Raw genomic sequence first — 23131 nt, 5'->3', positions numbered from 1 at the left:
CTCACAGGCCGATGACGGAGAGGGTCACGCTGAGCACGAACAGCGCCACGCCGGCATTGTAGAGCCGGATCTTGCGCCGCAGCAGCCCCCCGACGACGCGCAGATTGGCGATCGCCTCCCGGAACAGGGTGTCGATCGGGGAGGCGACGAAGCGCTCCTGCAGCGCCGCCAGATCGTCCTCCGCGAAGGCGATCCGGCTGAACAGGTCGGCGGAGCGGCGCACCCGCGCGAGTTCCGACCAGAGCAGCACGACCATGCCGGCGACTCCCGCCCACAGGGAGGGGTGGGAGGCCGCGAAGGCGGCCTTCTCCAGGATCGGCGTGGTGCCGCCGCGCATCAGCGGGGAGACGGCGAAGCCGAGGAACGAGGCCAGGAACGCCATCAGCAGCGAGGAGCGGCGGGCGACCGAGTCGAGCCGGCCGCCGAGATACTGGTAGAACGCGGCCAGGAGCGCCGCCCGGTCCTGCCTGGGATGTGAGGGTAAGGGCGTCTCGGTCACGCGACCCGGGTCCGTCTGGCCGGATCCTCGGTCAGGGCGGGGCCCGGCTGCCGGCCGCTGTCCTGGGACGCCATGGGAACCGGTGGAATGGTGGGCGCGACAGGGATTGAACCTGTGACCCTTCGCGTGTGAAGCGAATGCTCTCCCGCTGAGCTACGCGCCCGGTCCGGCGGCTTCTAGGCGGGTCGCGGGCGGGCGTCAAGCGGGTCGGCGCCGCGGATCGCCGCCGCGGGCCGGAAGGGCGCCCCCTCACGGCGCCGAGCGCCGGCGGACCGGCGCATCGGCCGCGGCGAGCGAGGCGGCCGTCCGCGAACTCATCGTACTCGACCGCGACGGTACGGGTCTCGTGAAGCCCGAGATAGGCCAGCGGCACCGTGAGCCCGGCCTCGACGAGGTTCATGGCCGCGAGACGGGCCCCCCTCGTCGTCGCCGTGATCGCCGCGGGCGGTCAGGATGACGAGCCGCTTGCCCGGCTCCAGCATCGGCCAATAGGGCTCGCCGGGCCGGGTCCGATCGAAGCCGAAAGTCGGCCCGACGCGGACCACGTTGTCGATCCAGGCCTTCAGCGGGGACGGGATTCCGAAATTGTACATCGGCACTCCGGCGACCACGAGATCCGCCGCGATCAGTTCCGCCGCGAGGACATCGCTCTCGCGGAGCGTCGCGACCTGCGCGGCGCTCCGGCATTCGGGGCCGTAATCTTGGTACGCGAGATCTTGCGCTTTATCGGCTGAGACCGACTGCTCGCCGCGCATGCTGCCCACGCCCAGGGAAACTGGCTCGGCAAGCTTCTGGACGCCGTCGTGCTCCATCTGACCGCCTCGGCGACCGGTGCGGCCGATTGGTCCGCGACGCTCGATGCGTATGAGTTGCGCACCGGCCTCGCCGTCCCTCAGGAATGAAACCTGGGCGTGCATGCGATCATAGTTTTGCACGCTGGCATAGCGAGCTTCTATTTAGGGCGTGCATGCCGTCCCCCCGCATGACGACCCACAAGAGCAAGGGTCTCGAGTACCACACCGTCGTCTTCGTTGGGCTCGACGACGCCTGGCGCAGGAGTTTCGTCGAGGACCAGGCCGAAGCGACGGCGGGCTTCTTCGTAGCCTTCACCCGCGCCAAGCAGCGTGTCCTCTTCACCTACTGCGCCCAACGCGGCGCTCGGGTCGCGATCGACAGCTTCTACCAACTGCTGCTCGGATGCGGGGTGAAGGTCGCGACAATCGCTTGACCATTTATGCGTTCCGACACGTCGGTTTCGCAAGCAGCCGGAGAAGTGGCGTACAGGTCTTGAGCAGCCGACCGGCGACGGCTGGCGGCGTGGGTGTGGATAGCGTAGCGCGCCCTAGCGGAGAAGCGCTACTGTCCGTTCTCCGATTGTTCTATGATCACGCTATGTCGAAACTGCTGACGCCGAACCAGATCCTCGGAGAGTTGGGCGAGAACGCCGTCCGCGGCCGTTTTCTCACCATGGGCTTTCAGTTCGATACCCGCTCACGACTGGAAGCCGGGATCGACGGCATCGCTGAGGTCATGAAGCAGGGCCGGCCCATGGCCCATATGATCGCGGTCCAGGTGAAGGCGAAGGAGTCGGGCTCCTACGCTTCCGAGACCGATCAGGGCTTCGCCTATCTCCTCCGTAGCGAAGATCTCGAGTACTGGCGCGGTTCGAACCTCCCTGTGATCATCGTCCTCTACCGTCGATCCGACGAGAGCTTCTATTGGCAGGAAATCCCCCGAGGAACAGGCCTGGGCGAGCGCCGCCTCCAGTTCAACAAGGCAAGCGACAAGCTCGACCGCGACGCTGTCGACCGCCTCGCCGCGCTCACTGTGCCTAAGGCTGGCTTCGGCTACTATGTGCCGCCGCTGGGCGGCGGCGAGGAGGCGCTCGTCAACATCTTGCCGATCACGCTCCCGCCTGAGATGTTCGTCGCCACCACGCCCTACAACGGCCGTAAGGCGACGGCCGTGCTGCTCGACGCTGACGAGCCAGCCCGCTTCGACTGGGTGATAAGAGGCAGCGAGTTTTTGGTCGTTTCACGATCTCCGCACATCCGCCTGCAGGGAAATCGTCGATCTCGATCAGATCGAAGCCATCGACACGGACCAGCTTGCCTTCCACGACGACGTCGATGAGCAGAACAATTTCACCTTCCTTCTACGTAATGCTCTGAAGTATCAGGTACGTGCAGATCTGAATTGGTGCAAAGACCGTAAACTATTGTATTTCAGAGCTCTGCGCGCGGACACGCCGCGCAACCTCGCTTATGACGCATCCAAGAAGAAGACGGACGCAGACGTCGTGAACGTCGCTATGAGCAAGAAGGAGGACGGGCGCGTCGACTTCGTGCGCCATCACGCCTTCGTTCCGCGATTCGAGCGTCTCGGGACTCAGTGGTTCCTGATCGTCAACCCCACCTACTATTTCACGACGAACGGATTCATCCCGCACTCTCACCCCGCCGCCCTCCTCGCCGGCAAGAAGCGCATGGACAACAGCGCGTCGCTGCGTGGCCAAATCGTCATGTGGCACCGTTTTCTCACGGCAGCGGACAAGGCGGCGGAACGCGCTGGCAACGGTCTCTTCGACGAGCCGGTCTGCGCCGAACCTCGGCTCCGTTTCGGCCAGCCACCAGCCGTCCAGCTTCGCACCCGCGTGCCGGAAGACGTCTGGGGAACGCCTAAGAAGAGGGCCGCCGAGGCGTCCGAGCAATCACAGGGGCTGCTCGTATGATCACGTTCGAGACCCAAATCTTCGATGAACCCGAGCTCGAGTTCGGCGACCGGCATCACCACCCCGACCCACGTCTGGGGCTCTTCGAAGCCGGACCGCTGCAGCCCTTCGTCGGCGACGTGATCAAGGTCGGGGTGGTGGGAAGCGCCAAGACGGTGGCTGATACACGCAAGTTCCTGGAGCTTGCGGCCAGCGGGTTCGACGGCATGTCGGAGAAGCATCCGAACCTGCACCCCGCCTTTCCCGGTCTCGGCAACCAGAGTCCCTATCGTTGCCGCTTCGACATCGAAGACGGCGCCACCGTGGCCTTGTCGCAGAGCAAGCTCGATCGGATCGGCAAGGAACCTGACCACGAGAGGGCGGTGGAGATGGCCGTCGACGCGATCATCGCCGAACTGCGAAGCCTCGACGAGGGCGGGCACCGGCCGCACGTCGCGATCGTCGCCCTCCCCGTCCGGCTCATCGAACGCGTCTGGAGCGCCAAAGTCGATTCCCGCAGCACAACCGAGAAGGACGACAGCAGCGGCTCGGATGCTCCAAACTTCCGAGGCATGCTGAAGGCCAAGGCGATGAGCCTCAGCTTCCCAATCCAGATCGTCTGGGAGGACGTGATCGACGAGAAGGCTTCAATCCCCCGCAAGGTGAAGGAGAGCAGCGCGCGCCAGATCCAGGATGTGGCGGGTCGAAGCTGGAACCTCCTCACCACCCTATACTACAAAGGCAGCGGTCGGATCCCCTGGCGGCGGCTGCCCAAGGAAGGGGAATATACAGCCTGCTACGTCGGCATCAGCTTCTACCGCGAGGCGGGCGGTCAACAGCTTTTCACCAGCGCCGCCCAGATGTTCGACGAGCGGGGCCGTGGTTTCGTGCTGAAGGGCAAGCGGGCGCATACCGAAAGTCGTGGGCGTCATCCCCACATGACACGCGACGACGCACGCGAACTCATCGAAAACGTCCTTGCCGCCTACAAGACTCATCACAAGACACTTCCCGCACGGGTCATCGTCTTGAAAACTTCTCGGTTCAAGGATGAGGAAGCGGAGGGGATCCGCGAAGCCTTGGACGCCGCCGGGGCGGAGTTGCGCGACCTCGTCTGGGTGCAGGAGTCTTACTCGATCAAATTGCTTCGGGACGGCAACTACCCAGTTCTGCGTGGAACCTTCGTGGATTTGGGCGGCAAAGGTCTGCTCTATACGAATGGCAGCGTCCCCTATTACGGAACCTACCCTGGCCAATATGATCCTCGGCCGCTTTTGCTCTGCCCACACCCGAGCTGCGACAGCACCGTCGCACAGTTGGCGGAGGAAGTCTTTTCTCTGACCAAAATCAATTGGAACTCGACCCAGATGAACCAACGCTCGCCGATTCCAATCCGTGCTGCGCGCATGGTGGGAGAGGTCCTCAAATACATGCAAGAGGGACAGGCGGAGAGCACGGACTATCGAAAGTACATTTAGTGGCCGCGCGTTTCATCTGGCCTGAACGTTCCCGCGCCACGATCGTCAGCCCTGATCACGCTGTCAGCGCAGGACCCGCAGCCACCGTCCGGAGGAAGGATCAGGGCGGAGACGTGAAGCCGACCTCCGGTTGTCGCAGAATCCCTCGCACGGCCTTCCAGTGGACACCACGAGACCATTTCCGACGCATCTCGGAACTCTGGACGGCGACCAGTTTCAGCATCTTCGACGGGGCCCATGGCCCGCCGGGCGAGGGCCGTCTCAAGGCCCATATCGGACCGCCGCTCACCCCCTTGAGGGTGTTGATGGCACGGCGTGTTCCATCGATCATGGCGCCTTCGGCTTGAAGGTAGAAGAACAGGTCGTATCCCGGCGCAGGCTCCTTCACTTCCGGCGTGTCATGCAGAAAGTCGGTCTCCAGGTTCAGCATCGCCTGATGGACCATGTTGTCCCTGAAGGACGCGCGGTCGATCATGAACCCGCTGATCACGAAACGATCGTCGGGTCTGGGGTCGTCGACTTGTCCAATCTTCAGAAAGCCCCAGCCTGAGTTGAGCAATTCAATGGTGACGGGTGCAAGGATCTCGAGCACCACGGCGTCGATCAGAACAGGCGGCTTGAGGCGGTATATGTGAAGATCACCAAGGGTATGAAGCGTGTCCTGCCGCGGTCGATCCGGCACAGCCAGATCGGCCATGTCAATGAGACGACTGGTGGCGTCATCGGGATCCTCGCGGAAAATATGGTCCGCAGTGACGACGAAGCAGCGTCCTTCTTGCGTGAGCAGGGTGCCCGTGCCTAGAGCGTGTTATGAACTTTCTATCATGCGTCCCAGTTTGCTGAGCATGTCACAGACGAAGGCGACCATGTAGATCCCAGCCAGCGTGCTCGCATAACGCTCGTAATCCTTCACCAACCGGCGGCAGCGTGTCGCCCAGGCCAGCGAACGCTCCACCACCCAACGGCGCGGCAGCAGAACGAAGCCGCGCTTGGCCTCTGGCGCCTTGACCACCTCCAACGCGATCCCGTTCGCCTGCGCCGCCGTCGCCGCCTTCTCACCCGTGTAGCCCTGATCGACGAATGCCTTCTCCACGCTCCCGTCCGTCTCCGCTTGCACCGCACACGTCAGGGTGTCGACCTGACTGCGGTCATCGACATCCGCTGGCGTGACGTGCAGCGCCACCCCGTGACCGGGCGTGTCGACCGCCAGATGCACCTTCGACCCGCGCATGCGCTTGGCCCCGTCGTAGCCGGCTCGCTCGCCACTCTCGGGCGAGGAGCGCTGGGTCCGGCTGTCCAGGATCACCGCCGAGGGCTCCGGCTCACGCCCGGCCGCCTGTCGCAGCACAGCACGCAGGTCGCCGGCCACATCCGCGAAGCACTCGGCGGCCCACCAGCGCTGGGTCTGCTGGTAGACCGCTGCCCACGGCGGCAGGTCGTGGGGCATGAACCGCCACGGCGCCCCGGTCTTGACGATGTAACGCAAGCCGTTGAACACCTCGCGCAGGTCGTGGTCGCGCTGGCCCGAGTCCTCGCGCAGCAGCGCCAGGTAAGGCGCCACCAGCGCCCACTCTTCATCGGACACGTCGGACGGGTAGGCGGGGCGATCAGCGCTCATGCCCTTCAACGCCTACGCTACGTCATAGGTTCATAACACGCTCTAGAGGCGCCGTCCGCCGCCGCTTCTACTACCCCTCACTCCCACTCGATCGTCCCGGGCGGCTTCGAGGTGATGTCGTAGGTGACCCGGTTGATGCCCTTGACCTCGTTGATGATCCGGGTCGCGACGCGGCCCAGGAAGCCCATGTCGAAGGGGTAGAAATCCGCCGTCATGCCGTCCACCGAGGTGACGGCGCGCAGCGCGCAGACGTGGTCGTAGGTGCGCCCGTCCCCCATCACGCCGACCGTCTTCACCGGCAGGATCACCGCGAAGGCCTGCCAGATCGTGTCGTAGAGGCCCGCCTTGCGGATCTCCTCCAAGTAGATCGCGTCGGCCCTGCGCAGCGCGTCGAGCTTCTCCGCCGTGATCTCGCCCGGGCAGCGGATGGCGAGGCCGGGACCCGGGAAGGGGTGGCGGCCCACGAAGGCGTCGGGAAGGCCGAGCTCGCGGCCGAGCACCCGCACCTCGTCCTTGAACAATTCGCGCAGGGGCTCCACGAGCGTCATGTTCATGCGCTCGGGCAGGCCGCCGACATTGTGGTGGCTCTTGATCGTCACCGAGGGGCCGCCCGTGAAGGACACGCTCTCGATCACGTCCGGATAGAGCGTGCCCTGCGCCAGGAACGCCGCGCCGCCGCTCTTCCTCGCCTCCGCCTCGAACACGTCGATGAAGAGCCGCCCGATCGTCTTGCGCTTCACCTCCGGGTCGGTGACGCCGGCGAGCGCGCCCAGGAAGAGATCCTGGGCCTGCACGTGCACGAGCGGGATGTTGTAGTGGTCGCGGAACAGCCGCACCACCTCCTCGGCCTCGCCGAGCCGCAGAAGGCCGTGATCCACGAACACGCAGGTGAGCTGCTCGCCGATCGCCTCGTGGATCAGCACCGCCGCCACCGCCGAGTCGACCCCGCCCGAGAGGCCGCACAGCACCTTCTCGCCGCCGACCTGCCGGCGGATGCGCTCGATCGCCTCCTCGCGGAAGGCGCGCATCGACCAGTCGCCCGCGCAGCCCACGATGTCGCGCACGAAGTTGCGCAGCAGCAGCGCGCCGTGCGGCGTGTGCGCCACCTCCGGGTGGAACTGCACCGCGTAGAAGCGGCGCCCCTCGTCGGCCACCGCCGCGAAGGGCGCGTTCGGCGAGATCGCGATGGTGGAGAAGCCGTCCGGCAGCTTGGTCACCCGGTCGCCGTGGCTCATCCAGACCGGGTAGCGCTCGCCCACGTGCCAGACGCCGTGGAACAGGGCCGAGTCGGCGATGACCTCGACCTCGGCCCGGCCGAACTCGGCGTGGTGCCCGCCCTCGACCTCGCCGCCGAGCTGGGCCGCCATGGTCTGCTCGCCGTAGCAGATGCCGAGCACCGGCACCCCGGCCTCGAACACCGCCTGGGGCGCGCGGGGCGAGGTCTCGATCGTCACGGATTCGGGGCCGCCCGAGAGGATCACGCCCTTCGGCTTCAGGGCCGCGAAGGCCGCCTCCGCCGCCTGGTAGGGCACGATCTCGGAATAGACCCCCTCCTCGCGCACCCGGCGCGCGATGAGCTGGGTCACCTGGCTCCCGAAATCGATGATCAGGATCTTGTCGTGGTCGGCCGTCATACCGGTGAGTTAGACGAGGCGGAGGCGGCGCGCAACGCGGGGCCGCGCGATCGGCCGACCCCGTTCCACGGACCCGCGCGCCCGGCGGGCCGTCACCCCCGCACGAAGCCCCGCCGCCGCGCCCAGGCCAGGAACAGGCCGGGCCAGGCCGCCGCCGGGGTGCCGGGCACGCCGAGCGCGAAGCCGTGCCCGCCGCGCTCGAACAGGTGCATCTCCACCGGCACGTCGGCGGCCCGCAGCGCCCCGTACATCAGCAGGCAATTGTCCACCACCGCGACCGGGTCGTCGGCCGCCTGGGCCAGGAAGGTCGGCGGGCATTGCGCGCGCACGTGCAGTTCGATCGAGTAGCTGTTGGTGGCGAAGCGCGTCGGGCTCTCGCCCACCAGCACGCGCCGGCTCGACGTGCGGTCGAAGGGCGGGCGGAGCGTGATCACCGGGTAGATCAGCGCCGCCGCGTCGGGCCGGGCCGAGAGCGCGTCGTCCTCGTCGACCGGCTCGTAGAGCGGCGCCCCGAAGCGCACCGCGGCCGAGCCCATCAGGTGGCCGCCCGCCGAGAAGCCGACCACGCCGATCCGGCCCGGCTCGTAGCCGTAGCGCTTGGCCCGCGCCCGCACGAGGCGCACCGCCCGCTGCACGTCCTGGATCGGCGCGTCCGCCCCCGCCCGCCAGCCCTCGCCGGGCAGGCGGTAGACGAACACGAAGGCCGTGACGCCCTGGCCCGCCAGCCACTGCGCGGTCGGGATCGCCTCGTGCCCGATATCGATGCGCCGGTAGCCGCCCCCCGCCGCGATCACGACCGCGCTGCCGGTCGGTCGGGGCGCGCGCACCACCAGCAGGCAGGGCCGGGCCACGCTCTGGATCACGCCCTCGCGGCTCTCGTCGTAGGCGGGGCCGTCGAGGTCCGGGCCGCCGCCGCCGGGCGGCGTGCCGGGCCAGAGGGCCATGACGTCGAGGTCCGCGCCCGGGCGGATCGGCGATGGGGCCGGCGCGGGCGGTGGCGGGACGACCGGCGCGGCGGTGTCGCCGGCCGCCTGGGCCGCCGTCTCCGTCGGGCGCGCGAACGGGAGCGCGGCCGCTCCCGTGAGCAACGTCCTGCGATGGAGCGGCATGTCCCGTCGATCCGCGATCCCCGAGACTCCCTGAACCACCCCCTCGCGAGCTTGTCCAGTCATCCAAACGATCGCGACCGCGGCATCGGCCCGGGCTCGGTCATTCGGCCGGGGGAAGGGCGCTCCGTCCCTCTTGCCCGTGGGTCAGCAGCGCCACGTAGAACCCGTCCGTGCCGGTGCGGGCCGGCGTCATCTGGATGCCGTGGGCCGTGCGGCGCAGCGCGGGCTCGAGATCCGGCGCGAGCGCGAGGGGGACCGCGCGCAGGGAGGAGCGCCGCGCCAGCAGCCCGGCCACCGCCCCGTCATTCTCCTCCGGCAGGAGCGAGCAGGTGACGTAGACGATGCGGCCGCCGGGCCGGATCAGGCCCGCGGCGCGGTCGAGGACCGCCTCCTGCTCGGCGCGGCGCGCGGCGAGGCTGCCGGGGCGCAGGCGCCACTTGGCGTCGGGGTTGCGCCGCCACGTGCCCGAGCCCGTGCAGGGCGCGTCGACGAGGACGAGGTCGGCCGCGCCGGCGAGATCCGCCAGCGCGTCGGGGGCGCCCCGCCCGCCCCGGGGCGTGCGCACCTCCGCGACCGCGCCCGCCCGGCGCAGGCGCTCGTGGATAGGGGCGAGGCGGCGCGGGTCCCCGTCCGTGGCGACGAGCCGGCCCCTGTTGGCGATCAGGGCGGCGAGGGCCAGCGTCTTGCCGCCGCCGCCGGCGCAGAGGTCGATCACGGTCTCGCCCGGCCGCGCGCCCGTGAGGCGCGCGGCGAGCTGCGAGCCCTCGTCCTGGATCTCGAACAGGCCCTCCAGGAATTCCGGCTCGACGTGGAGCGCCGGCCCGCGCCCGTCATCCGGCACCGGGATGCGCAGGCCGTCCGGCGCGTGCGGGGTCGGGGCGGGGTTCAGGTGCGCCAGCGCCGCGGCCACGCGGTCGCGGTCCGCCTTCAGGGTGTTGACCCGGATGTCGAGGGGCGCCCGGCGGGCGAGGGCCTTCAGCTCCGGCAGGAGATCGTCGCCCAGCGCCGCGACCAACGAGGGCAGCACCCATTCGGGCACGTCGCCGGCGACGTGGAGGGGAGCGTCCGCGAGGGTCGCCGTGTCGAGGCGCGCGCGCTCCGCCTCGGTCAGGGGAGCCGGGGCGAAGCGCTCGCCGCTGCACAGCCCGGCGATCGTGGCGCCCGCGAGGCCGCGCTGCAGGCGCAGCGACCCGATCAGCACGGCGCGCGGCGCGTCCTCGCCCATGATCCAGGCCGCCGAGGCGCGCCGGCGCAGGGCGTCGTAGACGAGGCCGGCGATCGCGGCCCGATCGCCCGAGCCGGCGAAGCGATGGGCGAGGCCCCAATCCTTGAGCGCGTCGGCGGCGGGCCGGCGGCGCGCGCCGATGTCGGCCAGGACCTCGATGGCGGCGGAGAGGCGGGCGGACGGGGTCATCCCGAGACGGCCGCGCTTGTGCCCGCGATCGGGCGGAGAACGGCCAAGCTTTCGTCACCTTCCCTTAGGAGATGGAGGGCCTCGACCCCGATCCGGAGCTTCACCGTCATGTCGCGCCTCGCGTCGCTCACCCTGTCCGGCCTCCTCCTGCTGGTGCTCGCCGCCTGCGCCGCGGCACCCGCCGCGCCCGACCTCACGCCGCCCCCGCGCAAGCCCGCCGACGCCAAGACCACGCTCGAATCCGGCGCCGCGCCGCGGCGGTGATCCCCGCGCCGCGGCTCCGCCTCACGCCCACCGCGCGAGGAGGAGCCGCACCGCGATGGTGATCCCCATCGCCATCGGGATCGGCGCACCCGCCGCGACGAGGCGCAAGCGCAGCCGCACCGGGGTTCGTCGTCGACGGAAGCGCGCCGGCCGTCAGGTCCGGCTCGGGTAGTTCGGGCTCTCGCGGGTGATGGTCACGTCGTGGACGTGGCTCTCGCGCAGGCCCGCATTGGTGATGCGGATGAACTGGGCCCGCTCCCGGAAGGCGGCGAGGTCCTCGGCGCCGACGTAGCCCATCGCGGCGCGCAGGCCCCCGGCGAGCTGGTGCAGCACCGCGGCGACCGGCCCCTTGTAGGGCACCTGCCCCTCGATGCCCTCCGGCACCAGCTTGTGGGTGTCGTTCACCTCCGCCTGGAAGTAGCGGTCGGCCGAGCCGCGCGCCATGGCGCCGACCGAGCCCATGCCCCGGTAGCTCTTGTAGGAGCGGCCCTGGTAGAGGAAGACCTCGCCCGGCGCCTCGTCGGTGCCGGCGAGCAGCGAGCCCAGCATCGCCACCGAGGCGCCCGCCGCGAGCGCCTTGGCGAGGTCGCCCGAATACTTGATGCCGCCGTCGGCGATCACCGGCACGCCGGCCTCGGCCGAGGCCTCGACCGCCTCCATGATGGCGGTGAGCTGGGGCACGCCGACGCCCGCGACGATGCGGGTGGTGCAGATCGAGCCCGGCCCGATCCCGACCTTGATGGCGTCGGCCCCGGCGTCGATCAGGGCCTGGGCGCCCTCGCGGGTCGCGACGTTGCCGGCGATGACCTGCACGGCGTTCGACAGGGTCTTCACCCGGCGCACGCTCTCCAGCACCTTGGCCGAGTGGCCGTGGGCGGTGTCGACCACGATCACGTCGCAGCCCGCATCGATCAGGCGCTCGGCCCGCTCGAAGCCGCTCTCACCCGTCGTGGTCGCGGCCGCGACCCGCAGGCGGCCCTGCTCGTCCTTGACCGCGTGCGGGTAGGCGACCTGCTTCTCGATGTCCTTGACGGTGATGAGGCCGATGCAGCGGTAATGGTCATCGACGACGAGCAGCTTCTCGATGCGGAACTGGTGCAGCAGGCGCTTGGCCTCGTCCTGGGTGACGCCCTCGCGCACGGTGATGAGCCGGTCGCGGGTCATCAGTTCGGAGATCGGCTGGCTCGTGTCGGTGGCGAAGCGGGTGTCGCGGTTCGTCAGGATGCCGACGAGCTTGCCCTTCGAGCCGTTGGGGCCGCGCTCGACCACCGGGATGCCCGAGATGCCGTTCTGGCGCATCAGCTGGTGGGCGTCGGCCAGCGTCTCGTCCGGGTGGATGGTGATCGGGTTGAGCACCATGCCGGATTCGTACTTCTTGACCTGCCGCACCTGCTCGGCCTGCTCGTGCGGCTCCAGGTTGCGGTGGATCACCCCGAGCCCGCCGTTCTGCGCCATGGCGATGGCCATGCGGGCCTCCGTCACGGTGTCCATCGCCGAGGCGATGATCGGCAGGTTGAGCTTGATCGAGCGGGTGAGGCGGGTGTGGATCGCGACCTCGGCGGGCATCACCGCGGAGGCCGCCGGCCGCAGCAGGACGTCGTCGAAGGTCAGGCCCTCGATGATGCGGTCGGCAACGATGGGGGCCATGAACCAACTCCTGGATGCGGCAAGGGGCCGGGCGCGGCAGCATCCCAGCCTCGAACGAGTTGGCACCGGCCGATAGCACGCGTCCATGACAGGCGCAAAGCGGCAACGAGGGCCGCATGCGCCCGCGGCAACCCGCGCCCGAGCGCCGCGCAGAGCGCGGCGCGGGGTGCCTGGGGGCCCCTACTTCTGGCCCTGGCTCGCCTTGTTGGCGTTGTGGTGGCCGATGGCGCAGCCGGCCGCCGCGCCGGCCTTGCCGTGGCCCGCGGCGGCGCCCGCCGCGCCGCCGACCACGGCGCCCTTCAGGCAGCCCTTGGCCTCGGCCCCGCCGGCCGCGAGGAGGCAGGAGCCGGCGAGCGCGGCGGCGAGCAGGAATCTGGTGCGCATGGGATTCTCCCGAGATGGCGTGTCGCCCGAGAACGGCCCGGACCCGCCCGGCGTTCCGGACCGACCGCGGCGCGGCGCCGGGCGGGGGAGACCGACCCGATCCCGGCCCGCCACGATGACGACACCGCTCCCCTCCTCCCGGGGCTCCCGGCGGGTCCCGCGCGACGGCGCGGCGTCGGCGGGGCCGTGGCGGATTGCGGCGGTCGGTCGCGCTTGGCGTTCACGTGGCCTGGCGTCACCGCTCCATCCGATCGGTCCCTGGGCCGTGCTCACCTGCCGCGAGAGATAAGGAGATACTCCCGGAGCGGAGGATGGAGGTGGATCCACCATCATCCGGTGGGCGCTCGCCTCCACGCCCGCCATCGAGCGCCGCCCGCGCCGGTTCCGCGAGCCGCAACGGGGCGCCGTGCGCCTGGACGAGACCTCCACCGGCAGCAAGGGATCGGGAGCGACCATTTCCGGGTGCAGCGGTCTATGCCGCGGGTGAGCGGGTTTCGGTCGTTCGATACGGCCCGGCGCGCGATTCCGGGCTTCGAGGCGATGCCGTGGCTGCGCAACAGCTTCGGATTGGCGGGCGCCTGGACCGTGCGGGAGCAGAACCAACCGCTCGCGCGGTGTTGCGGTTTGCCGTCGCGAAGGCGGGGTGAAAGCGGGACGGCCGAGTCCCCGTGTCTCGGCGCCGGGTCTGCGAGAGGCCCCGGCGTCCCGCCCCCTTCGAAGCCAGCACCACGCTAACCGTGTCTTTCAATGGTTCAGAGCTCAGCCGACCTCGGATGCAGGTGCATTGAGTATTTCAGCCGAAAGTGAAGCTACCATCCGCACCGAAGTTGACCCGCACCCCGGCGATCATGTACGATCCTCCGCGAGCATCAACGACGTCTGAGTTTACAGTACCGCGGGTCCACTTCATTCCACCGTTCACATCATCGAGCTCCTGCTCGGACAGCTGCTGCGGCATGATTTCCTGATCGTCATTCGAGTGGGTCATCGTCGTTTATCCTTCAATATCAGGCTCGAAATAGCGCTATTCGCCGCTTCATGTGCTGTTACTGCACCAAACGGCCGCACTGATCTGTGCTTCAGGGCACGTGTCCGCACGAGAGCGTCGGACGCCAGGACGGTGCGACTGCGGCCTCGCGCTCAAAGCTGATCCGATGGGCGGGGACACGGCGGCGACCGACGCGCGGGCGCGGCGGCCGAGGGAACTCGCGCGCGCCGAAGCTTCATGCCGGGCTGGCACAACCGCGCGCGCCGGATCACCGAGCAGTCCCTGCCGCAGGCGGCCGAGAGCGGCGGGCCTCGGGCGGCGGGCAGGCCGGTTCAGCACCCTCTGCACCGCGGTGGATGTCCCGCGTGGCGACCCCTGCGCGGTCGGGATACCCCGCTCGGTGAGGGCGCGGGCGATGCCGCTGGCAGAGGAGATGCCGGCCGCGCGAAGCTCCGCGATTGACCGGTACGACGCGCGCCGCGTTGCGGTCGCCTCCGGCCTTCCTGCCCACCCCGTGGCCAGGTTCGGCGAAGGTCCGCAGGAAGCCGGGATCGCGGGAGGGGCGATCACGCGTCGCGCCACGGGGACGGCGTGCCTCGATCGCCTTCCCATCAACCTCACGTGCCGGTTGCGTGCCCCCATGCACGCGGCACCAATGGCTGCTTGCCACGTTGATGTTACAGCGATTAACATTCGGAAGGCAGCCATGGCCGACCTTGAGGTGCCTCTTGCCCAGATAGAGGATCTTGCCCAGCAAGCGCGAGAACGCATCGAGGAGAGCATCGCACGGCTTGGCGGTGACAGTGCTGCGTTCTGGTATGCGGTGGCGTTGATCTACCGTCGCGGCCTCGCTGACCCTGCACTCGCAAGAGCTGAGAGCATCGCCGGCACACACTGTGCCTGCCCTTCAAGCGCTGAACTGGTCGCATCGCCTGAGATGGCACCCAAGAACGGCCAGCCCTTGGCCAATTCCTCGGAGTGCTTGGAGTTCATGCTGTGATGATCCGGACCGTGGACGTCATTGCCACGCCCGTGGAGGACGAAAGCACTTGGTGGCTCACCGACCGCTCGGGATATTCCTTGGGTGCGGTTCAGAGAATCATGGATTCGCCCAAGGTCAGCATCGTGGTGAACCCCCAGGGCGCCCTCGAAGGCATCCCCGCGCACCATCCCTCGATCGACGCCGCCTTCGAAGCCATCGCGGAGCATGTGGGCGGCACCTGCGAACGCAATCCCACGATGAAGAGCTGAGGCGGCGCCTTGGCCGCCGGAGAAGCGATCCCTCTGCGGCAGACCTCGCGGACAGCGCGCGGTGCGCAAAACGAAGCCGGCGCGAGGATCAGCCTCGGCCGGCTCCAGTCAGTGTCATCGGGGGCTTCCAATGAGATGCCTCCAAACGGCCGAGGCGGCCCGGGAGTTCCAGCGCGAGGTGGCGGCCGGGCCGGAGATCGCGGGCCGGCTCCGGAGCGGAGGCGGCACGCTGGGCGGGTCTGCCTCACGGCCCGGAGCGGCAGCGCGTTCGTGCTTGCCAGGCCCGGCCTTTGTCGCGTCAGCGCGCGTTCGTCTCGCGGTTCGGGTCGGTGACGGGCGGCTCCCTCGCGTCTCCCCCCGAGAGGATGCGCCCGACCAAGCCCATCGCCCCCATCATGCCGACGGCCAGCCCGCTGCAGACCAGCATCGCGCCCGTCGCGCTGAGCATTCCGAACCCAACCTCCATTGCCGTGCTCCCGTGTTGCAGGCCTCAATACGGGGCAGCGCAGGGCACGGCGGCCGGTTCCTCGCCAGGCCCGCTCAGCCTCCGATCGCGCTGACGACACGCTCGATGTCGTCGATGGCGGCGCGGATCCGTGCCGTCCGCTCCTGCAGGGCCGCGACCTTCTCGGGCCCGGGCTCGGCATCCGTCCACCAGCGGCACCCGTCGACCGTCTGAAGCAGGCGACCGAGGCGCTCGTGCTCTCGCTTGAGGTCGGCGGCAAACTCCTCATTACAGCCCATCTCACTGTCCCTCCGCGGATCACAGATAGAACAACGCGAGTGGATCCTCGGCGGACCCACGTCACGCCGACGTTCGGACGGGAGAGGGGGTCGTCGAGTGTTGCCGGCTCCACGGGGAAACACCGCAACGGGTCTCGTTCGAGGATCTTTTGTGCCGGCTGGTCAGCGTCCCGTGCCACGAGTCCTCGCTCCCCGTTTCGGCACGCCGTCCCGCCGTGTCGCGCCACCTCGCGACACCGGAGGCATCCGGACGCGCGTCCCGCTCGGGCGGTGATCTCCGCGCCGGCGCGCCGGGCGACATTGCCCCGCGCCTCGCAGCGGACGAAGGCCGTCGCCCTCGGCACGAAGCCGGCCGCGCGCGGGCGGCGGGATCTCACGGCCCTGGGTGTCGTCGCCGCGACGGGGATTGCCTCTCACGGCCCAGTGTAGCCGAGCGCCGCCGCGGCCTTGCGCAGCCGCACCATCGACGCCGCGTAGCGCCGCTCCAGACGCTCGGCCTCCTCCGGCTGCGCCCGGTACGGGTCGGCATTGTCCTCGTCGTCCGAGAGCTTGATCAGGATCGCCCCGAGATTGCCACTCGCGATGAGGGCCGCGACCCGCTCGGCGCAGGTCCGGCCATCGTCCGACGGCGTGAGCAGTTGCACCATCTCGATCACGGGCTCGGCAAAGCCGGCCGCTCTCAGGTCCTCCGCGGTAGTGGGGGTGTCCTCGACCACATCGTGCAGCCATGCAGCCTGGACGATCGCATCCACATCCGTGCTCAGCCCGGCCTGCCGGGCGTGCCGAGCCCGGATCTCGGCCGCCGCCGCCACGCGATCCAGGTGCTCGATGAAGGGCTCGCCCGCCTCGTCGACCTGCCCGGCGTGCTGGATGCGGGCCAGGGCTTTCGCGTCGGCGCTCGTCATCATGGGCCGCCCCTCGGATTCGTCACACCATCCGAAGGATTAACTCAGTCCCGGAGGATGCGCTGCGGAGGCAGCGTCGTTGGGCGGGCCGCGCCTGCAGGATCGCGGTCCGGACGGCCATGCGCATCTCGGCCTCGGACGGGTCACGGGCCGGATCTGGACCGACGCCCGGCGCCACGGGATGCCCGTCGGGCATCCTGCCGTGGTTAAGATCTCGTTAACCATTCCGGCCCACACTCTCGCCTGCCGTGCTGAACCCCCGTCCGGCACGGCGGCCCGGGTTCACCTCGTTCTCGCTTGCAGGGATCCCGGGCCGGTGCCCTTCTATCCGAGACCGACCTCGCTCCCCGGCGGGGGCGAAGGCAGCGACCGCCTGACATCCCCGATCCAGCGGTCGGTCGTTGCAGCCAGCGGCCGGGCTCCGCCCCCCACAGCGGGCCCGGCCGCCGCACCTCCACGCAACAGCCCGCCATGGGACCTCGCGGGCATGGCGGCTTGCGCGGACCGGCCCAGGGCCAGCCGTGGAGGCCGTGCCTTCCCCGGTCCGACTGGACCAACGAGAGTGTCACGGCGGCGCGGGGGCGGTGTTGATCTCGCTCAGTGGGTGAGCTTCCCTGCCCGCGCGGGGTCGTGTCCCCAGGCGTGGTGTAGCTGCGGCGTGGCCACCACGGTCACCGGGCGGGGCCGGGACGATCAGGCTGCCAGGGTGGGCAGGCTGACAAGAGGATCATCGCTGATCGGGGCGATGCTTTCCAGGGTCAGGTAGCGGGCNCGCTGGACGGCCCACTCNTCGTTCTGTTCGAGCAGGAGCGCGCCGACCAAGCGGGTGATGGCCGCCTCATTGGGGAAGATGCCGACCACCTCGGTGCGCCGCTTGATCTCGCCGTTGAGGCGCTCCAGCGGGTTCGTGCTGTGAAGCTTGACCCGGTGGGCGGCCGGGAAGCCCATGTAGGCCAGCACGTCGGGTTCCGCCTCATCCATCAGGGCTGCGAGCTTGGGCACCTTGGGTCGGAGTTGGTCGGCCACGCGTCGCCATTGCTGACGGGCCGCCTCGGCGTCGTCCTGGGCGAAGGCGGTGGCGATGAAGGCCGACACGACGCGCCGCCCGCTGCGGCCAGCGTGGGCGAGCACGGTCCTCATGAAGTGGACGCGGCACCGCTGCCAAGTCGCGTTCATCACCTTGGCGACCGACGCCTTGAGGCCCGTGTGGGCGTCCGAAATCACCAGCTTCACGCCGCGCAGGCCGCGGCGCGCCAGCTTGCGCAGGAACCCGGTCCAGAACGTCTCGGCCTCGGAGGGGCCGATATCCATGCCGAGCACTTCCCTGCGGCCGTCGCTGTTCACACCGACCGCCACGATCACCGCGACAGAGACGATGCGCCCGGCCTGGCGCACCTTCACGGAGGTCGCGTCGATCCAGAGAGAGAGGGCCACTCGCCCTCGATCGGCCGGTCGAGGAAGGCCTTCACCCGTTCATCGATCTCCTGGCAGAGCCGGCTGACCTGGCTCTTGGACACGCCCGTGCCACCCGTGGCTTGGACGAGGTCATCCACCGAGCGGGTCGAGATGCCCTGGATGTAGGCCTCCTGGATCACCGCCGTGAGTGCCTTCTCGGCCATCCGGCGCGGCTCCAGGAAAGCCGGGAAGTACGAGCCCTTGCGCAGCTTGGGGATGCGCAGCTCGACCGTGCCGGCCCGCGTCTGCCAATCCCGGTCACGATAGCCGTTGCGCTGGACCAGCCGCTCGGCGCTCTTCTCGCCGTGGGCCGCCCCGGTCAGGCCGCCCACCTCCAGTTCCATCAGCCGCTCGGCCGCAAAGCCGATCATCTCGCGCAGCAGGTCGGCGTCGGCGCTCTTCTCCAGCAGCCCGCGCAGGCTCATCATCTCGTCGGTCATCGGAGGTCTCTCGGGTTCGAGGTTGGTGCTCGCNCCCCGACCCTACCCGGCAACCGCCGATGACCACCCCGCGAGAGATCCCGCCTGCTTCGGCGCTGTGGAGGGCGCGCAGACGGGCTCTCTCGCTCCCGTCGAGCTACACCACCACCAGGGACACGACCCCGCGCGGAGGCAGCGATCACGGGCGCTTTTCCCGCTTCTCCTCAGCGTCGAGGCCGATCTCCACGAGCCGCACCCGCTCCTCAGGCCGCCGCGCTGAAGGACTGACCTGTTCCAGGTCGGGGGAGGCACAGAGGGGCTTGATGCGGACCGCCAACGCGTGCGCCGCCCTAGCCGCAAGACCTTGCCGCTCCGCCTTCCGAGCCTCGATCGGGTCGTTTCCCCCGGCGCACACCGTTCGGCAGACAAGTGCCTCGTCGCGGGCCTCCGCGAGCGAGAATGGCGAGGCTGAGCCGAGCCCCATAGCTCGCGCCCTGCCGCGCAGGGTGAAGCGGAAGATCCAGCTCTTGGCTCCGTTGCCCGTCACCTGTAGCCACGGGCCGCCACCGTCGCCGGACATCCCCGGCGTCCTCAGCGTCGCGACCCTCACGGCGGAAAGCGTCCCGGTCATGCCTGCTGTTCTCACGCTCCTCCCCGCACCGTCATCGCGCGTTTCGGCGAGCTCCTGCGGCGCATCACGGACGACGGGCTGTGCCTTCCTCGGCCATCCAAGGGACTTAGCGGTCACATGCGCACCAGTACGGACGGTCAGCTCGCGGATCTTCTCGCCAATCTGGGGTAAATTAATGAATCTGTAGAACGGCTTAGTAAAAATCACATCTTACACATCCACGATTTTACCCACATCGGATCGGCGGCTTGAGGCGGACGCCTATGGGTGCCCGCGAACGATGGTTGCGGCGGTGGGTCGCGCTTGGGTTCAGGCCGCCTGACGGCACCGCTCGATGCGATCGAGCCTGACGCTGGCCCCGCATGCTACAAACCACACCTGTGGGGGTCTGACCGGCAGAGCGGTGTGCCCTCAAGGACCGCCAGCAAGTCCGAGAGGGGCCTGCGGCTTGCCGGTCAGGCAGCCCTGCCCCTGCGCGCAGCCCTCGACCTCCACGAAGGCGAACTGCGCGGGCGTCTCCACACCCTCGGCCGTCACGGTCATGCTGAGCCGCAGCACCGACTCGCCGAGCGTCACGACCGGACCCGTCTCCTCCACGAGGGGGACGAACACGCCCGGGCCGAGCTGGCCACGGGTCGAGTGGTTCCAGCGCACCAGCGCCTCGACCGCGACAATCGCCCGGGAGGCAACGTCGAGGGCCGGCTGGCAGTGCAGCAAGAACTCGCCGAGTCGCTGGCCGAGGGCATCCGGACCGGTCACCCGAGCATGCCGGAATTCCAGCTTGACCGAGGTCTGGTGGAGGATGTGATCCGCTATCTCGCCAGCCTGGAGCGGTGAGCCGTCCGGCTGCCCTCGACCGAGAATGGGCGAGGATCAGCTGGGCTGAGAGCTCACCGGCGGGACGCCTCCCGCCTGCCCATGCAGGGTGCCTTCGATCCGTGGGGATCTCCTCGGCCTGCCCGGCTCCGACCGCGGCGGGCTCTTTGCTGCTCCGTACACCCCATCACGCCCATGAAGGTTTTGGCGAAGGTGCGCTTGCCAACGGGCTGGAACCCTTTCCGCAAGCACCTTGTTGCGTCCTTCACAAAGCAGAGGGAGGCGACGTCATGCGCCCGTATGCATTGGGCATTGCTGCCGCGGCGGCACTATTTATTGTGCCGGTCACAGCCTTCTCACAGGGGATCGAGATCGGGCCGGGCGGTGTTCGCTTCGGAGATGGAGGTCGCGGGGGCGGTCGATGTGAGCAGCTCAGGCGAGCATGCGAGAACAAGGACGAATTGGGTGAGCGCGGCGAGGGCAACTGCCGGCGCTACCGTGAAGAGTGTGGACGTCGCTCGCGCCGCGATCTCTGCGCGGAACTGCGCCAAGCCTGCCTCAACAAGGATGAGCTAGGCGAGCGTGGACGCGGCAACTGCCGTCAGTATCGCGAGACCTGCCGGTAGTCCACACGAGTTCCCTAGGCTCAATCTGTGGAGCGCCCAAATGCGCAAGGCCCTCATTGCTGCAACCTGCCTTCTTGTACTGCCGCTCCCGGTGATCGCTCAAAGCTCATCACGGGATGAAGACAGAGGCAGGTCATACGACCGCGGCAACAGCAGAAGGGATGATACGCGATACCGCCCCAATGAGGATTGGGATCGGTCCTATTGGCATGGCTATGGAGCCGAAGCGCCGGGGGGAGGCTCTTCGTTTCACATCAGGATGGGTGACGCGAAAATCCATGTCAGGTGCGGCCCTCGCGAAACGCTGAAGGACTGCGTGGACGCCGCCACTACCCTGCTCGACAAAGCGCGGTCGCTGCCAGTGACGGGAAGCGCGAACACGGGATCCGGGAACGCGCCATCGAAGCCATAGTCGGCAGAGCGACCGGGCCCGGTCGCTCTGCCTCCGACCCCCTCATGACTAAGGGACCGTTCGGGGAGCCCTGGCCTCGCCCCCGAGCCCGAGCCGCGGGAGGCCAGACGAGGCCTAGAGCAGCACCCGATCACGTTGCAACCGGGTGCCGCTCTCGATCTTTGGTCTTGCCGCATTTTCTGTGACGAACCGGCATCCACTTCGTCGGAAAATGCTCTCGACGCGCGGCTTGGCGCCCGTGCCGGCCTTCAGGTCGATGAGGAACCCGGCCATCCCGAGTGCTCAGGCGATCAAGTCAGACAAACAGCCGCCGCGACGGGCGACCCGCGGTCGCCGTGCATCGCGATCGGACCCCGCGCCGTCGCTCCCGCCCAGAATTGGTTCGGCTCCGGCCCCGAGTCGGATAGGGACCGCGCCCATGTCATCGCGGAGCCCGTCGGACGGTCGATTGCTGGTCTACGGAGAGCGGAGGTGCTCCGGGCCCTCTGCACCTGCCCTGGTGGCCGCCAGAGCCACGATGGCCGGCGTCCAGGCAGCGGGGCTGGCCGGCATCGTCGACGTGATCCTGACGGTTCGGGACGACGTCACGCTCGAGGTCTCGTTCATCGCGACGCTTCGTGAGCGCCGGAAAGGCCATGCCGGTCAGGCGATCGGGATCATGACCCAGGCAGCCGATGCCGCCGGGGTGCTGCTGATCCTCAAGGCGCAGGGCTGCCCGCCGAAGGGAGCGCGCCGTGTCCTTGGCACGAACGAGCTCGTGCGGTTCTACGAGCGCCGAGGGTTTCGCGTCCTCTCCGCAGCCTACGGCAGAGGCGTCCTGATGGAGCGCCCACCGAAGCGTCAGAAGCCCGTGAGCAGGTGCGCGGCCTGATCCGCTCCTCAGGAGGCCCGGCCGCCACCGTTACGGTTTGGTCGCGGGCGAGGGGTTGGTCGGCGTGGCGGGAGAGGGTGGCGTCGGAGCCGCCGGGCTCCCGGTCGGCGGGCTTGCCGGCGCGGCGGTCGTGGCTGCCGGCGGGTTGGCCGTGTTGGTCGTGTCGGCCTTCTTCTCATCCTTGCACGCGGTGAGCGCGAGCAGCGCGATGAAGGGCAACAGGGTGCGTGCACGCATTGTCGTTCCTCCTCATGGGAACTCTCCCAGGGACCAAGGAACGCGATGTTGCTGAAGTGGTTCGGGATCGAACGCTGGAAGGCCACCCGGCGCGTATCAGCCATCCGGGCCGCCGGCCCGACTTGGCAAGACGGGATCGCCGCGGCGCTGCACGCGCGCGGCATCCTGGCGCCGCGCGGTGGGGCTTGGCGGGACGTACAGATCCACCGTGTGCTGGGTGGCGGGTGGGCGTGGCAGCGGGCCGTAAGGAAACCGGTGACGGAGACCCTCGGCCCGCCGGTGGCCCCTCCGCTCCGAGCGCTCAGGGCGGAGGGTTGGAGTGCCACGCCCAGGAGGTAGCTCGCCTGCGTCTGCGCCCCATGCGCGGTGAATACGGACCTTGGGGCTGATTAGGGGCCATCCCTGCGGTGAGTGCTCGCCCAAAACAGATCGTGCGCATCCGACGTGATCGTGCTGTCGAGGACGGCGAAGCTCACGTCGACCACCAAGAACAGAACGCTGACGCCGATCATGGCGAGCGTCTGGACGGGGCTGAAACCGCGCTCCCGCAGCCGGCAGTAGACGTGCATGTGTCGCTTTGGGCCGGGACCAATCAGGAGGTGAAGGCGGCCGAGCCGACAGGTCGGGTCAGACTCGGGTCGGGTCAGACCCGGCCGCGCACTCGCTTGCCCCGAAACGCAACGCGGGCCAGCGATCTCGCAATCCAAGAGGGGCGACGGCCCTGCGATCTTGCGAGGGGATGGGCCGTCGCTGTCGCCGTGCTGGGGACAACTCGGTGAGCAACAGACTGCCGCAGGATGGTTGAGGAAGTGCTGCCAACAGCAGAGCGCCCGGCTACGGAGTCGGGACCGTGAGCCGGGCGTCGTGTCGTCCTAATCGCTCCTGTTGTCTGCCGGACCAATTCCGGCAGGCTCTGAGCGTTCGAGCAGGGCTTTTCGGGACGGCGTTAAATGCTGTGACTCGCGCTGAGCCGCACGCCGCCCAAAGAAAGAGGCCGCCCTGGTAAGAGCGGCCCGAAG

The 23131-nt window shown here is 68.9% G+C and carries 27 protein-coding genes, 1 tRNA gene and 2 pseudogenes; 9 read left to right on the top strand and 21 right to left on the bottom strand.

What is annotated here, in order from left to right:
• Window position 1 precedes the first annotated feature (1 nt).
• From MET2598_RS0123090 to MET2598_RS39800, 3 genes are all read right to left on the bottom strand, one after another.
• Window positions 2–499: a hypothetical protein gene (locus MET2598_RS0123090; RefSeq protein WP_012330921.1), complete on the bottom strand. Its 498-nt coding sequence runs from the start codon at window positions 497–499 to the stop codon at window positions 2–4.
• 88 nt (window positions 500–587) lie between these two features.
• Window positions 588–662 (bottom strand) — tRNA-Val (locus tag MET2598_RS0123085).
• A gap of 151 nt (window positions 663–813) precedes the next feature.
• Complete coding sequence (locus tag MET2598_RS39800) at window positions 814–1311, bottom strand: NAD(P)H-dependent oxidoreductase (protein WP_198293033.1); 498 nt, start codon at window positions 1309–1311, stop codon at window positions 814–816.
• 170 nt (window positions 1312–1481) lie between these two features.
• On the opposite strand from MET2598_RS39800, the gene MET2598_RS0123075 reads away from it, so the two are divergent.
• The 4 genes from MET2598_RS0123075 (at window position 1482) to MET2598_RS0123065 (ending at window position 4687) form a co-directional block, all read left to right on the top strand.
• On the top strand, window positions 1482–1727 hold the full coding sequence (locus MET2598_RS0123075) for a 3'-5' exonuclease (protein ID WP_026190902.1): 246 nt from the start codon (window positions 1482–1484) through the stop codon (window positions 1725–1727).
• 164 nt (window positions 1728–1891) lie between these two features.
• On the top strand, window positions 1892–2632 hold the full coding sequence (locus tag MET2598_RS43010) for a DUF4365 domain-containing protein (RefSeq protein ID WP_236728799.1): 741 nt from the start codon (window positions 1892–1894) through the stop codon (window positions 2630–2632).
• A 178-nt stretch (window positions 2633–2810) separates the two neighbouring features.
• Window positions 2811–3230, top strand: a complete 420-nt coding sequence (locus MET2598_RS43005) for a hypothetical protein (protein WP_236728798.1) — start codon at window positions 2811–2813, stop codon at window positions 3228–3230.
• Window positions 3227–4687 (top strand): argonaute/piwi family protein, encoded by a 1461-nt coding sequence (locus MET2598_RS0123065; RefSeq protein ID WP_018262531.1) that lies wholly within the window; start codon window positions 3227–3229, stop codon window positions 4685–4687. Before MET2598_RS43005 ends, MET2598_RS0123065 begins: the two co-directional genes overlap by 4 nt.
• A 100-nt stretch (window positions 4688–4787) precedes the next feature.
• On the opposite strand, the gene MET2598_RS0123060 is transcribed toward MET2598_RS0123065, so the two are convergent.
• The 5 genes from MET2598_RS0123060 to MET2598_RS0123040 all read right to left on the bottom strand — a co-directional run bounded on the left by MET2598_RS0123060 (window position 4788) and on the right by MET2598_RS0123040 (window position 10462).
• On the bottom strand, window positions 4788–5384 hold the full coding sequence (locus MET2598_RS0123060; RefSeq protein ID WP_018262530.1) for a hypothetical protein: 597 nt from the start codon (window positions 5382–5384) through the stop codon (window positions 4788–4790).
• Window positions 5385–5495: 111 nt separating this feature from the next.
• Window positions 5496–6305, bottom strand: coding sequence for an IS5 family transposase (locus tag MET2598_RS0123055; RefSeq protein ID WP_018262529.1), 810 nt, complete (start codon window positions 6303–6305; stop codon window positions 5496–5498).
• A gap of 77 nt (window positions 6306–6382) precedes the next feature.
• A complete protein-coding gene (gene guaA, locus MET2598_RS0123050) occupies window positions 6383–7939 on the bottom strand; it encodes a glutamine-hydrolyzing GMP synthase (protein WP_018262528.1) in 1557 nt (518 codons plus the stop codon).
• Between the two features lie 92 nt (window positions 7940–8031).
• Window positions 8032–9048: an alpha/beta hydrolase gene (locus MET2598_RS0123045; RefSeq protein WP_018262527.1), complete on the bottom strand. Its 1017-nt coding sequence runs from the start codon at window positions 9046–9048 to the stop codon at window positions 8032–8034.
• Window positions 9049–9148: 100 nt separating this feature from the next.
• The gene (locus MET2598_RS0123040) at window positions 9149–10462 is read right to left on the bottom strand and encodes an RsmB/NOP family class I SAM-dependent RNA methyltransferase (protein WP_018262526.1); all 1314 of its coding nucleotides are present in this window, start codon (window positions 10460–10462) and stop codon (window positions 9149–9151) included.
• 108 nt (window positions 10463–10570) lie between these two features.
• Here MET2598_RS0123040 and MET2598_RS42310 point away from each other — a divergent pair, with 108 nt between their 5' ends.
• On the top strand, window positions 10571–10726 hold the full coding sequence (locus tag MET2598_RS42310) for a hypothetical protein (RefSeq protein WP_018262524.1): 156 nt from the start codon (window positions 10571–10573) through the stop codon (window positions 10724–10726).
• A 153-nt stretch (window positions 10727–10879) separates the two neighbouring features.
• Here the strand turns inward: MET2598_RS42310 and guaB are convergent, their stop codons facing one another.
• Both guaB and MET2598_RS0123015 read right to left on the bottom strand, forming a co-directional pair.
• Window positions 10880–12373: an IMP dehydrogenase gene (guaB, locus tag MET2598_RS0123020; RefSeq protein ID WP_018262522.1), complete on the bottom strand. Its 1494-nt coding sequence runs from the start codon at window positions 12371–12373 to the stop codon at window positions 10880–10882.
• A gap of 180 nt (window positions 12374–12553) precedes the next feature.
• Window positions 12554–12757, bottom strand: a complete 204-nt coding sequence (locus MET2598_RS0123015; protein ID WP_018262521.1) for a hypothetical protein — start codon at window positions 12755–12757, stop codon at window positions 12554–12556.
• 426 nt (window positions 12758–13183) lie between these two features.
• On the opposite strand from MET2598_RS0123015, the pseudogene MET2598_RS43870 reads away from it, so the two are divergent.
• A pseudogene (locus tag MET2598_RS43870) lies at window positions 13184–13387 on the top strand (DDE-type integrase/transposase/recombinase); the annotation flags it as partial.
• Between the two features lie 163 nt (window positions 13388–13550).
• Here MET2598_RS43870 and MET2598_RS0123005 read toward each other — a convergent pair.
• Window positions 13551–13745 carry a hypothetical protein gene (locus MET2598_RS0123005; protein ID WP_012330931.1) on the bottom strand — a complete coding sequence of 65 codons (195 nt, stop codon included), beginning with the start codon at window positions 13743–13745 and terminating at the stop codon, window positions 13551–13553.
• Between the two features lie 706 nt (window positions 13746–14451).
• Here MET2598_RS0123005 and MET2598_RS41510 point away from each other — a divergent pair.
• Together MET2598_RS41510 and MET2598_RS41505 are read left to right on the top strand one after the other, a co-directional pair.
• Window positions 14452–14745, top strand: coding sequence for a hypothetical protein (locus tag MET2598_RS41510; RefSeq protein ID WP_150108572.1), 294 nt, complete (start codon window positions 14452–14454; stop codon window positions 14743–14745).
• Window positions 14745–14996 carry a hypothetical protein gene (locus MET2598_RS41505; RefSeq protein WP_012330932.1) on the top strand — a complete coding sequence of 84 codons (252 nt, stop codon included), beginning with the start codon at window positions 14745–14747 and terminating at the stop codon, window positions 14994–14996. The genes MET2598_RS41510 and MET2598_RS41505 overlap by 1 nt, the downstream gene beginning before the upstream one ends.
• A 298-nt stretch (window positions 14997–15294) precedes the next feature.
• Here MET2598_RS41505 and MET2598_RS42305 read toward each other — a convergent pair whose 3' ends face one another.
• The 8 genes and pseudogenes from MET2598_RS42305 to MET2598_RS41495 all read right to left on the bottom strand — a co-directional run bounded on the left by MET2598_RS42305 (window position 15295) and on the right by MET2598_RS41495 (window position 21277).
• Entirely contained in the window at window positions 15295–15444 is a 150-nt protein-coding gene (locus tag MET2598_RS42305) for a hypothetical protein (RefSeq protein ID WP_210163415.1), read from the bottom strand.
• A gap of 92 nt (window positions 15445–15536) precedes the next feature.
• Complete coding sequence (locus MET2598_RS0122985) at window positions 15537–15740, bottom strand: hypothetical protein (RefSeq protein WP_012330934.1); 204 nt, start codon at window positions 15738–15740, stop codon at window positions 15537–15539.
• A gap of 413 nt (window positions 15741–16153) precedes the next feature.
• Entirely contained in the window at window positions 16154–16645 is a 492-nt protein-coding gene (locus MET2598_RS0122980; RefSeq protein WP_236728797.1) for an HD domain-containing protein, read from the bottom strand.
• A gap of 693 nt (window positions 16646–17338) precedes the next feature.
• Window positions 17339–18540: pseudogene (locus MET2598_RS37235) on the bottom strand (IS256 family transposase).
• Between the two features lie 178 nt (window positions 18541–18718).
• Entirely contained in the window at window positions 18719–19357 is a 639-nt protein-coding gene (locus MET2598_RS43000) for an Arm DNA-binding domain-containing protein (protein ID WP_236728796.1), read from the bottom strand.
• 204 nt (window positions 19358–19561) lie between these two features.
• The gene (locus MET2598_RS0122965) at window positions 19562–19909 is read right to left on the bottom strand and encodes an EAL domain-containing protein (RefSeq protein ID WP_236728795.1); all 348 of its coding nucleotides are present in this window, start codon (window positions 19907–19909) and stop codon (window positions 19562–19564) included.
• Window positions 19910–20322: 413 nt separating this feature from the next.
• A complete protein-coding gene (locus MET2598_RS41500) occupies window positions 20323–20517 on the bottom strand; it encodes a hypothetical protein (RefSeq protein ID WP_157182249.1) in 195 nt (64 codons plus the stop codon).
• Between the two features lie 601 nt (window positions 20518–21118).
• Window positions 21119–21277 (bottom strand): hypothetical protein, encoded by a 159-nt coding sequence (locus MET2598_RS41495; protein ID WP_157182248.1) that lies wholly within the window; start codon window positions 21275–21277, stop codon window positions 21119–21121.
• Window positions 21278–21521: 244 nt separating this feature from the next.
• Between MET2598_RS41495 and MET2598_RS0122955 the strand changes: the two genes are divergently transcribed.
• Window positions 21522–21875 carry a hypothetical protein gene (locus tag MET2598_RS0122955; protein ID WP_236728794.1) on the top strand — a complete coding sequence of 118 codons (354 nt, stop codon included), beginning with the start codon at window positions 21522–21524 and terminating at the stop codon, window positions 21873–21875.
• A 30-nt stretch (window positions 21876–21905) separates the two neighbouring features.
• On the opposite strand, the gene MET2598_RS0122950 is transcribed toward MET2598_RS0122955, so the two are convergent.
• Entirely contained in the window at window positions 21906–22112 is a 207-nt protein-coding gene (locus MET2598_RS0122950) for a hypothetical protein (protein WP_026190899.1), read from the bottom strand.
• 389 nt (window positions 22113–22501) lie between these two features.
• Complete coding sequence (locus MET2598_RS0122940; RefSeq protein WP_018262509.1) at window positions 22502–22681, bottom strand: hypothetical protein; 180 nt, start codon at window positions 22679–22681, stop codon at window positions 22502–22504.
• Window positions 22682–23131 lie beyond the last annotated feature (450 nt).

The organism is Methylobacterium sp. WSM2598, from assembly GCF_000379105.1.
In the GTDB taxonomy this organism is placed as follows: domain Bacteria; phylum Pseudomonadota; class Alphaproteobacteria; order Rhizobiales; family Beijerinckiaceae; genus Methylobacterium.
This window is presented reverse-complemented; position numbering and strand designations above follow the sequence as displayed.